This window comes from Clostridium sp. (assembly GCF_051656525.1).
GTDB lineage: Bacteria > Bacillota > Clostridia > Clostridiales > Clostridiaceae > Clostridium.
Genome location: NZ_JBOGCC010000311.1, coordinates 1 through 11,877, shown reverse-complemented (window position 1 = coordinate 11,877; position 11,877 = coordinate 1). Strand labels below are relative to the sequence as shown.

Genomic DNA, 11,877 nt, shown 5'->3' with positions numbered 1-11,877 from the left:
TAAATGTAAGATAAATGTATGAATTAAAATTAATTTTAGTGTATAATCTAAAAGATAAAGTAATATGAGGTGAAAATATGATCAGTTTTGAAAGATTTATAGGAGGCGTTTTTGGAATCTTCTTTATATTAATATTATTCATCATAATTGTATCAGCTTTGAAAATTATGGCGAAGGATGTTAAAGGCGGTGAAAAAAGAAAATCAACTGCTAATAAAAAGCATCATGGTATTGAAGTTGTAAAAGCAGGAAAAAACGCAAATCTAAAAGTCGGGACCATTATACCGGTAAAGCTCGTAACGAGTATTGGTAGAGGGGAAGATTGTACAATTGTCCTAACAGACAACTATGCATCAACTAAGCATGCAAGGATAATAGTGAAGGATAATATTTTAATACTAGAAGATTTAAATAGTACTAATGGTACTTATTTAAATGGTGAAAAAATCAAAGGAAGAGTTAAACTTTTTACTAAAGATGAAATAAGAGTTGGAACAGCAGTATTTAAAGTTTTAGCTTAGTAAATTGAGGTGGAAAAATGAAAAGAAATAAAACAGGAATAGGGCTATTAATCCTAATATATATCCTGTGTATGGGTCTTTTTACCAACCTAGCTATATTAAAGACACCTATTAATAAGCAGCCATTATACATTGGTTTAATTTTATGCGTAGTAATTGGAGTAGGGTATTTTATAACTAGGAAGTCTTGTCCGAATGGAGATAAATTTATATTTCTATTTGCAAGTATTCAAGTTGTAATAAGTATAGCAATGCTATACAGATTACATTCAGATGTTGGTATAAAGCAACTAGGATGGTTCATAGTAGGACTATTAATCTTCTTATTTATAATAAGATTTTTACCGAATTTTAGAAAATTTAAAAATTTAACAACTATATACATGATTGCAGTTATAGTATTTATGCCAATGGCATTAGTATTAGGTAAAGATGTAATGGGGGCAAGAAACTGGGTGTTCATAGGAGGATTTAGTTTTCAGCCATCAGAATTTGGTAAAATAGCACTTGTTTTATATTTAGCAGCAGCACTTAAAGGATTTAAAAATGGTACAGCTAAAGAAAATATGAAACAAATTTTAAAACCAGGACTTATAGTTATGTATTCGTTAGCTTGTATGGTGCTACAAAATGATTTAGGATCAGCACTTATATTTTTTGGTATATCAATAACTATGTTATTTATAGCAACAGCAAAAAAGAAATACATAGCAATTTGTATGGGGCTTGCAGCAATTGGTACTTATGCAGCCTATAAAATAATTCCACACGTAACATTAAGATTTGAAATATGGTTACATCCATGGAAATATGCACAAGGAAAAAGTTATCAATTAGTACAAGGATTTTATGCAATTGCATCAGGTGGAGCTTTAGGAACAGGGCTTGGACAAGGTTATCCAGGATTTGTACCTGTAAATACAACAGACTTTATTTTTGCAGTTATCTGTGAAGAACTTGGAATTGTATTTGGGATAGGAATAATAATAATATTCTTCTTATTATTCTATAGAGCTATTAGAGTAGCATTTGTAACTGAAGACCACTTTTTACAACTTACAGCAGTAGGATTTAGTGCGATGTTTGCATGTCAAGTTTTAGTAATTATAGGAGGAATCTTTGCAGTAATTCCATTAACGGGAATAGCACTCCCACTTATAAGTTATGGTGGTACATCCATGATTACAACCATGTTTGCATTAGGAATACTTCAAAAGATTTCAGAGGAGGGCTAGTATGCAAGATATAAAAAAGAATGTTACAAGAGTAATGATAGTATTTTTATTTTTATTCATAGCCCTAATTTCATATATAGCATATTTCCAAGTTTTTAAGGCATACAATATAGCAAATATGCCTGGAAACCCAAGAATATGGGCAGAAAGAAATGCAGTACTTAGAGGAACTATTTATGATAGTGATATGAACGCATTAACAAAGAGCATTAGAACAGGGCCTCTTAGTCAAAAGATTGAGTATCCATATGGAGCACTTTATGCAAATCCAGTTGGATATATGAGTAAGAGATATGGTGTTGAAGGATTAGAAGCAACATATGATAAACAACTATCTACTTACAATAGTACAAGAACAAATATAAAAACATTATTTACTAACTTTAGCTTTAAAAATTTAAAAGATATGTTCTTTGCAAGAAATGATAAGAGCGATCAAGTTGGAAATAGTGTAGTTACAACATTGAATACTAAGGTTCAAGAAGCTGCAATGAAAGCTCTAGGTGGAAGAAAAGGAGCAGCTGTTGCAATTGATCCTAAAACAGGTCAAGTTTTAGCAATGGTATCATCTCCGAGTTATAATCCAAATGACTTAGACCAAAATATGGCAGAACTTTCAAAAGATCCAGATGCACCGATGTTTAATAGAGCTATTTATGGAAAATATCCTCCAGGATCAACATTTAAAGTTGTTACAACAACAGCAGCATTAAATAATATTCCAGGAGTAACATCAGAAATATTCCATGATACTGGACAAATAAAATTCCCTGATGGGCAAGTATTACACAATAATGATAATGAAGTAAATGGTAATATTAACTTAAGAAGAGCATTTGTTGTTTCAAGTAACGTAGTTTACGGAACAGTAGCAATGGATTTAGGAAATGACGCACTTCGTGAAACAGCTGAGATGTTTGGATTTAATGAACAAATACCAGCTATTGGATTTACTATGTCACAAAGTCAATTCCCTAAATATCAAAGCTGGCAAGTTGGGGATATAGCACAGTCAGGTATTGGGCAATCAGGAGTTTTAGCTACACCAATGCAAATGGCATTAGTAGCAAGTACTGTAGCTAATGATGGTGTTATGATGGAACCTAAACTAGTAAATAAAATAATAAATCAACAAGGGAAAACAGTTCAAAGTTTCCCAAATCAACAATACAGAAGAGTAATGTCACAAAGCGATGCAGCAACAATTAAGAGCTTTATGACAAGTCTTGTAGAAAATAATATGTCAGGTGGATACTGGCCATTCTTTGCTGGATATGATGTAGCAGCTAAAACAGGTACTGCAACATATACAACAGGAAAACCAGACTCATGGCTTGAAGGATTTGCACCAGCAAACAATCCACAAATTGCATTTGCAGTTATAGTTCAACATGCTGGATATGGAGCAGATGCAGCATCTAATGTAGCAGGAGCTATGTTACATGCATTCTTCAATAACACACCACCACAATAGATATAAAAAAAGACAAGTGAGAAATTCACTTGTCTTTTTTATTGAGTAGAGAAGTTGTAAGAAAAAATATTTTTAAAAAATTAAAGTGTATTTCAATTATTATACAAATTAATGTATAATATGTTGTGTATAAAAAGAAAAGGAGGGGGTTAAAATTTTTGATTTTGAATATCATTTAAAAATGTTGCCAGAAAAACCAGGAGTATATTTAATGAAAAATAATCTTGGTGAAGTTATATATGTAGGTAAGGCAAAAATATTAAAAAATAGAGTAAGACAATATTTTCAAAATTCTAAAAACCATTCAGAGAAAGTTCGTGCAATGGTTAAAAATATTTCAGAGTTTGAATATATAGTAACAGATTCAGAAATGGAGGCATTAATACTTGAATGTAATTTAATAAAAAAATATAGCCCAAGATATAATATCTTATTAAAAGATGATAAATTCTATCCTTTTATTAAAGTTACAATTAATGAAGATTTTCCAAGGGTATTTGTGACAAGAAATTTTTCAAAAGATGGGAATAAATATTTTGGGCCCTATACAGATGGAACAGCAGTATATGAAACTATTAATCTTATAAGAAAGGTTTTTCCATTAAGGACATGTAAGAAAAGTATTATAGTTGGAGAACCACCTACAAGACCATGTTTAAATTATCATATAAAGAAATGTATGGCACCTTGTGGAGGGCATATTTCAAAAGAAGATTATAGAAAGATAATAGATTCTATAATAGACATATTAAATGGAAAAGATAAAGAGATTATTAGTAGATTGAAAGAGCAAATGGAAGAAGAAAGTGCAAAGTTTGAATTTGAAAAAGCTGCAACATATAGAGACAAGATCATAGCTATTCAAACTTTAGTTCAAAAGCAGAAAATGTTTAAAGTTTCAGATGAAGATGAAGATTACATAAACCTTTATAGGGATGAGAAGGATAGCTGTGTTCAAATATTCTTCTTAAGAGAAGGAAAGATTACAGGAAGAGAGCATTTTATTTTAGAGAACACTTTTGATGAAAGTGATGGAAAAGTATTAGCTCAATTTATTGTTAATTTTTATAGTGGAACAGCTAAAATTTCAAAAAATATTTATGTACCAAGTATTGAGGATGAAAAAGTATTAGAAGAGCTTCTAACAATAAAAAGAGGAAGCAAAGTATCTTTAAAGATTCCACAAAAGGGTGAAAAGAAGGGAATGCTTGATATGGTTCTTTCTAATGCAAAGATAACATTAGAAAGTTTCAAAGATAAGATACTAAAAGAAAAAGAAAAAAATAAAAATTCTCTACTTGAATTAACTGAAATATTAGGATTAGATACATTTCCTACTAGAATAGAAGCTTATGATATATCTAATATACAGGGTGTAGATTCAGTTGGAAGTATGATAGTTTTTGAAGATGGAAAAGCAAAAAATAGCGATTATCGTAGATTTAAAATAAAAACTGTAAAAGGTGCTAATGATTATGAGAGTATGAGAGAAATATTGACTAGAAGATTTTCACATGGATTGAAGGAGATAAAAGAGATACAAGAAAGTCAAATTCAATTTTCAAAAGGGAAATTTTCTAATTTTCCAGACCTTATAATGATGGATGGAGGAAGGGGTCAGATAAATATAGCATTAGAAGTGTTAGAAGAACTTGGGATAGAAATAGACGTATGTGGATTAGTTAAAGATGATAAGCATAATACAAGGGGAATTATATTTAACAATGAGGAATTCATCATTAGAAGTAATTCAGAACTTATGCAAATGCTTAGAAGAATTGGTGATGAAGTCCATAGATTTGCCATAACATATCATAGGTCTCTAAGGGATAAAAGAACACTTCACTCTATATTAGATGATATTCCAAACATAGGAAATAAGAGAAGGAAAGAATTGTTATTAAAATTTGGGAGCGTTGAGAATATTAAAAAAGCAAGTATAGAAGAACTACTAGAAACATCTGGAATAAACAAGAAAGCAGCAGAAAGTATAAAGATTTTTTTTGATGAACAAAGGCAAAGTTAAAGAATATACTAATTTGTAATTGTTAAGGACTTGTTTTAATTTATAAAGTAGAATATACTATAAAAATATACTAAGAATGAGGAGTTTAGGGATGAATAAATATAGAGAGTTATTCAAAGATGTATTTTCAGAAAAGCAAATAGAAATTAATGCGCCAATGAGCGAACATATATATTTTAAAGTTGGAGGACCTGTTGATGTTCTTCTAATACCAAATACAGTAGAGCAAGTAGTAGAAGCCTTAAGAATATGTAAGGAAAATGAAATTCCTTATTATGTTATAGGTAATGGTTCTAATCTTCTAGTTAAAGATGGGGGCATGGATGGAGTTGTAATAAAATTAACAGAGCTTCAGAACCTAGGAATAAAAGATAATAAAATAGAGGCACAATGTGGTGTTTTATTAAAAGATGTAAGTAAACTTGCATTAGAGAACTCATTAACAGGGTTTGAATTTGCATGTGGAATACCAGGTTCTGTTGGAGGAGCTGTGTACATGAATGCAGGTGCATACTTAGGAGAAGTATCACAAGTTATAGAAAGTGCAACAGTTATTGATAAAAATGGTGAAATAAAAACATATAACAATGAAGAATTAGAACTTGGATATAGAACTTCAAAAGTAATGGAAAATGAAGAGATTGTATTAAGTGCAGTATTTGCATTAAATGATGGTGAATTTGAAAAGATTAAAAATAGAATTGATGATTTGACTTATAAGAGAGAATCAAAGCAACCTTTAGAATATCCATCAGCAGGAAGTACATTTAAAAGACCAGAAGGACATTTTGCAGGGAAATTAATTGAAGATGCAGGTCTTAAAGGTTATGAATTTGGTGGAGCAGCAGTTTCAGGAAAACATTCTGGATTTGTTATAAACAAAGGTGGAGCAACAGCAAAGGATATTTTAGATGTAATTCATCATGTTCAAGATGAAGTTAAAAGACAATTTGGTGTTGAATTACATCCAGAAGTTAGAATAATCGGAAAAGATAAATAGTGATTAATTTAAATGAGATAAAACTCTAGTAAGTTAAAGAATGAAGAAGGATTGTGTTTTGCAATTCTTTTTTTATTTAAGGGGAATATTGAAAAAAAAGAAGATAATGGTATAATTATTATAAAAATCATAAGGTGGGATTAAGAAAATGGAAAAACATATAAGAGAAGAAGTACTAGGTTTACAAGCGTATGTAGCAGGAAAGCCTATAGATGAAGTTAAGAGAGAATTAAACCTTGATAAAGTTGTAAAGATGGCATCTAATGAAAATCCATATGGTTGTTCTCCAAAGGCTAAAGAAGCTTTGAAAAATATAATAGAGGAAGCATTCCTATATCCTGATTCATCATCATATGAATTTAAAGAAGTTTTAGGAGAAGAGATTGGAGTAGCTAAAGAAAATATTTTTTGTGGTGCAGGATCTGATTCTTTAATAAAGGATATTTGTTTAACTTTTTTAAATAAAGGTGAGAATGCTGTAATGGCTGATATAACCTTTCCAAGATATAAAACTAATACTCTTTTAATGGGAGCAGAAGCTATTGAAGTTCCTTTAAAGAATTATAAGTTAGATATAGAGAAGATGGTGGATTCAATAAATGAAAAAACAAAGATAATTTGGTTTTGTAATCCTAACAATCCAACAGGAACTATTTGTACTAGAAAAGAGTTTGAAGCGGTATTAGATAGAATTCCAAAGGAAGTAATAATTATAATGGATGAAGCTTATGTGGAATTTGTAGATAAAGATGTTGATTTCCCAAACTCATTAGAGTTTCTAAAAAAATATTCTAATATGATTGTTTTAAGAACGTTTTCTAAAGCTTATGGATTAGCATCATTAAGATTTGGGTATGGAATTGGAGATAAAACATTAGTTGGATATATTAATAGAGTAATAAATCCGTTTGATTCAAATCTTTTTGCACAAAAGGCAGCAATAGAAGCTTTAAAGGATAAGAAACATTTAGCATATGTAGTTAAGAATAATAAAGAGCAAAGAGAATATTTGATTAGAGAATTTAAAAAATTAAATTTAGAATATATAGATAGTCAAACTAATTTCATTATGGTTAATGTTAACTGTGATGATGAAGAACTTCATAAATATCTTTTATCTAAAGGATATATAATAAGACCAGGATTCCTTTTAGGAATGAAAGGCTATTTAAGAGTAAGTATAGGAACAAAAGAAGAAAACAAGGGCTTTATGTATGAATTAGAAAGAGGGCTTAATTTAATTAATAATAAATAGTTTAAAGAATCGCTTATGGCGATTCTTTTTTCTTAAAAATCCTATATAAATAAAAGATAATAGAAAGGGTAATTTGAGAATATATTATGATATAATAAGAAATATATTTGTATTGAATTAGGAGGATAAGAGATGAGATTTGTAATAGTAACTGGACTTTCAGGTGCTGGGAAAACTGAGGCAACTAGAAGTTTAGAAGATTTAGGATATTTTTGTGTAGATAATTTACCACCACAACTTATACCAAAGTTCGCAGAAGCTTGTAGAAGTAGTTTAGAAAAAGTTGCAATAGTAACTGATATAAGAGGTGGAGTTTTCTTTGATGATTTATTTGAAAGCCTAAGATATCTTAAAAATAATGAAATAGAATATGAAATTTTATTTTTAGAAGCATCAGATGAAGTATTAGTAAAAAGATTTAAAGAAGCAAGAAGAAGTCATCCACTTTCCCCTAAAGCAAGGGTTTTAACAGGAATTACTGAAGAAAGACATAAGCTAAGAGAAGTTAAAGATAGAGCAGACCAAATAATAGATACCTCTAAATATAAAATTGGAGATTTAAGAGAAAAGATAAATGAGTTATTTGGATCAAATGCAGAACCAGATAAGGAACTTTCAATAACAGTATTAAGTTTTGGATTTAAATATGGAATACCAGTAGATGCAGATTTAGTATTTGATGTAAGATTCATACCAAATCCATTTTATATACCAGAGCTTAAGGCTTTTTCAGGAAATGATGAACCTGTTCGTGAGTATGTATTAAAACAAGAGGAAACAATAGGTTTTATAGAAAGATTAGATGATATGCTTAAATTTTTAATTCCTAATTACAGAAAAGAAGGAAAAAGACAACTTATCATAGGAATTGGATGTACTGGGGGAAGACATAGATCTGTAGCCATAGCAAATGAAGTATATGAAGTATTAGAAAAAGAAGGGTATAAGGCAGGAGTAGAACATAGAGATGTATCTGAAGATGTCCACAGAGGAGCTAAGAAGCTATGAGGCTATCCGATTGGTTTAAACCAGGGATTAAAGTTAAACGTTGGTTTTTCTTTGGTTTATTCGGTGTCCTTTTAATAGCTTTTGGTTTTACAGAACTTGTAACCCATAGAGTCTATGATTTTTATTATAAATTATTTTATATATGCCTTAATATAACAGGTATTTTTGTAATTTATATTGCAGGAAGTGAAGTTATTAAATCTGTTATAGCATTAATGAATAAGGGCTACATAAAAATGTCTTTAGATAGTAAGAAGATTGAAACATTAATTACAGAAAAAAGGCTTTTAGTTAAGGGCTCTAAAATTGTAGTTATTGGAGGAGGTACTGGGCTTTCTACTATGCTTAGAGGACTTAAGTACTATACATCAAATATTACAGCTATTGTTACAGTTGGAGATGATGGGGGAGGTTCAGGAGATTTAAGAGAAGACCTTGGAATTTTGCCACCAGGAGATATTAGAAACTGTATTCTAGCACTTGCAGATACAGAGCCTTTAATGGAGGATTTACTTCAATATAGATTTATTGATGGAAGATTAAAGGGACAGAGCTTTGGAAATCTTTTTTTAGCAGCTATGGATGGAGTATCAGAAAATTTTGAAGATGCAGTTAGAAAAATGAGTTCGGTTCTTGCTGTAACAGGAAAAGTTTTGCCAGTTACTTTAGATGATATGCAACTTATTGCTTATTTAGAGAATGGAAATAAGGTTATTGGTGAATCTAATATTCCAGAAGAAGCAAAAAAGCAAAATTCAAGAATTAAAAAACTTATGATAAATCCTACAAATGCAAAGCCATTAGAGGGAGCTATAAAAGCTATTCAAGAAGCTGATGCAATTGTTATGGGACCAGGAAGTCTATATACAAGTATTCTTCCAAATCTTTTAGTTAAAGGGATTTCAGAAAATATAAGAAGAAGTAGTGCTTTAAAGATATATATATCAAATGTAATGACTCAACCAGGGGAAACAGATAATTTTAATGTATCAGACCATATTAAGATTTTAAGAAAGTATTGTGGTAAAGATATAGTAAATTGTGTTATTGCAAATACTGGTGCTATAAGTCATGAAATGAGAGAAAAGTATAAGGCGAAAAACTCAGATTACGTAAATATTGATTATAAGAAATTAGAAGATATGGGCGTTGAACTAGTTGAGAAAAATGTTATTAGAACTAAAAATGGTACTATCAAGCATGATTCTGATTATCTAGCTCAAGTTTTAATTGAAACTATAATGGAGAAGAAATTATTATTTGATAGAAAGAAAATTATAGAGTATATGTATTTATCTCAAAGAATAAAAGAGAGAGATAAAGTTGAGAAGAAAAATCGTAGAGATGCTATGAATAATAAAGAAGAGGAAAAAATGTAGTGGGTACGCTACATTTTTTTCTTCTTAGAATAGCAAGAAAAGATTTGTTTATGATATAATTTATTATTGTGAAAAATAAGCATGAATGATTTAGATATAAAGGAGAGCATGAAAAAATGTCATTTTCATCAAAAGTAAAAGGAGAAATTTGCAGGTATAGTGATATAAGCAAAGAAGAAGCATTAGCAGAGCTATCTGCAATAATGAAAGTAAGTGGAACTATTGCATTTAGTGGGCTTGGGTTAGCTTTTAGAATAACTACAGAGAATGCAACTAGTGCAAGACTTATATTTTCATTACTTAAAGAGCATTTTAATATACATTCTAAATTAATGGTTAAAAAAAGTAATTCTTTAAAGAAGAATAATATATATATGGTTGTAATAGATGAAGGTATGGGAGTTCGTGAACTGTTAAATGTTACAGGAATTTTTAAAGAAGTAGATGGAATCATGAATTTAGATTATAGTATAGAAAAAGAAATGGTTGATTCAGAAGTTACCAAGAGAGCTTATGTTAGAGGAGCTTTTTTAGGTGGAGGAAGTATAAGTAATCCAGAGAAAACATATCATTTAGAATTTGTAACTCATAGTGAGGAATATGCAAATGAATTATGTAGTCTTATAAATACTTTTGGATTAAATTCAAAGGTTATTGCAAGAAAAAATAGTCACATTATATATATAAAAGAGGGAGAGCAAATAGTAGACCTTTTAAATATATTAGGTGCACATACTTGTCTTTTAGAGCTTGAGAACATAAGAATAAAGAAAGAGATGAGAAACAACGTTAATAGATTAGTTAACTGTGAAACAGCAAATCTTTCTAAGACAGTAAATGCAGCAGTAAGACAAGTTGAAAGTATAGAGCTTATAAAATCTAGTATAGGTCTTCAAAGATTACCTAAAAATCTTCAAGAGATAGCAGACCTTAGATTAAAGTATCCAGAAGAATCTTTAAAAGAGCTTGGAGAAATGTTAGATCCACCAGTTGGAAAGTCTGGTGTAAATCATAGACTTAGAAAAATTGAGAAGATAGCTGAAGAGGTTAGGTCAGGAACTTATTAATCTAAAATAGATTAAAAATTTAAAAAAAGTGATATAATTTAAAGTAGGGAATCTAGTGAAAACTAGATTCTTTACTTTTTTGAAAGGAGGAGTTTTATGAAAGGAGATAAAAAGGATTTTGTACATCTTCATTTACATACTGAGTATAGCCTTTTAGATGGTTCAGGAAAGATTAAGAAAATTGTTCAAAAGGCAAAAGAACTTGGAATGGATAAGATTGCAATAACTGACCATGGTGTTATGTATGGTTGTGTAGATTTTTATAAAGCTTGTAAGGATGAGGGGATAAAACCTATTTTAGGGTGTGAAGTCTATGTAGCAAGTAAATCCATGAATATAAAGCATACAGATGCTGAGAATAAGACAAATCACTTAGTGCTTTTAGTTAAAAATGCAGTAGGTTATGAGAACTTAATGAAGATAGTATCAGATGCCTCAATAGAAGGATTCTATTATAAGCCAAGAGTTGACCATGATTACTTAAGAGCACATAGTGATGGATTAATTGCATTAAGTGCTTGTTTAGGAGGAGAAATTCAAAGAAATCTCTTAGAAGAAAATTATGAGAAAGCAAAAGAAATAGCCTTAGAATATAAGAATATATTTAAAGATGGATTTTACTTAGAGCTTCAAAATCATAATATGACTGAGCAGATAAAAGTTAATGAACTTAACATAAAACTGTCAAAGGAAACTGGAATACCATTAGTTGCTACAAATGATGTTCACTACATTAATAGAGAAGATTCAAAAGCACATGATATATTAATGTGTATTCAAACGGGAAAAACTGTTGATGATGAGAATAGAAGAAGATATCCTTCAGATCAATTCTACTTAAAATCACCTGAAGAAATGTATGATATGTTTGATTACGTTCCAGAGGCTTTAGAAAATACAGTTAAAATAGCA

At 29.9% G+C, this 11,877-nt stretch carries 10 protein-coding genes; all 10 read left to right on the top strand.

Features of this window, described 5'->3' with window-relative positions:
* Nucleotides 1-80 precede the first annotated feature (80 nt).
* Nucleotides 81-521, top strand: a complete 441-nt coding sequence (locus ACRDDY_RS15565; protein WP_438565855.1) for an FHA domain-containing protein — start codon at nt 81-83, stop codon at nt 519-521.
* A gap of 17 nt (nt 522-538) precedes the next feature.
* Nucleotides 539-1,756, top strand: a complete 1,218-nt coding sequence (locus ACRDDY_RS15560; RefSeq protein WP_438565853.1) for an FtsW/RodA/SpoVE family cell cycle protein — start codon at nt 539-541, stop codon at nt 1,754-1,756.
* 1 nt (nt 1,757) lies between these two features.
* Nucleotides 1,758-3,230: a peptidoglycan D,D-transpeptidase FtsI family protein gene (locus tag ACRDDY_RS15555; RefSeq protein WP_438565852.1), complete on the top strand. Its 1,473-nt coding sequence runs from the start codon at nt 1,758-1,760 to the stop codon at nt 3,228-3,230.
* A 154-nt stretch (nt 3,231-3,384) separates the two neighbouring features.
* Nucleotides 3,385-5,256, top strand: coding sequence for an excinuclease ABC subunit UvrC (uvrC, locus tag ACRDDY_RS15550; RefSeq protein WP_438565854.1), 1,872 nt, complete (start codon nt 3,385-3,387; stop codon nt 5,254-5,256).
* 91 nt (nt 5,257-5,347) lie between these two features.
* Nucleotides 5,348-6,256, top strand: coding sequence for a UDP-N-acetylmuramate dehydrogenase (gene murB, locus ACRDDY_RS15545; protein ID WP_438565851.1), 909 nt, complete (start codon nt 5,348-5,350; stop codon nt 6,254-6,256).
* A gap of 148 nt (nt 6,257-6,404) precedes the next feature.
* Nucleotides 6,405-7,511, top strand: a complete 1,107-nt coding sequence (gene hisC / locus ACRDDY_RS15540) for a histidinol-phosphate transaminase (RefSeq protein WP_438565850.1) — start codon at nt 6,405-6,407, stop codon at nt 7,509-7,511.
* Between the two features lie 132 nt (nt 7,512-7,643).
* Nucleotides 7,644-8,519, top strand: a complete 876-nt coding sequence (gene rapZ, locus ACRDDY_RS15535; RefSeq protein ID WP_438565849.1) for an RNase adapter RapZ — start codon at nt 7,644-7,646, stop codon at nt 8,517-8,519.
* Nucleotides 8,516-9,898, top strand: a complete 1,383-nt coding sequence (locus ACRDDY_RS15530; RefSeq protein ID WP_438565848.1) for a gluconeogenesis factor YvcK family protein — start codon at nt 8,516-8,518, stop codon at nt 9,896-9,898. Before rapZ ends, ACRDDY_RS15530 begins: the two co-directional genes overlap by 4 nt.
* A 116-nt stretch (nt 9,899-10,014) precedes the next feature.
* Nucleotides 10,015-10,965, top strand: a complete 951-nt coding sequence (gene whiA / locus ACRDDY_RS15525; RefSeq protein WP_438565847.1) for a DNA-binding protein WhiA — start codon at nt 10,015-10,017, stop codon at nt 10,963-10,965.
* A gap of 96 nt (nt 10,966-11,061) precedes the next feature.
* Nucleotides 11,062-11,877 (top strand): PHP domain-containing protein (locus tag ACRDDY_RS15520; protein ID WP_438565846.1); only part of this gene is annotated, 816 nt, incomplete at its 3' end.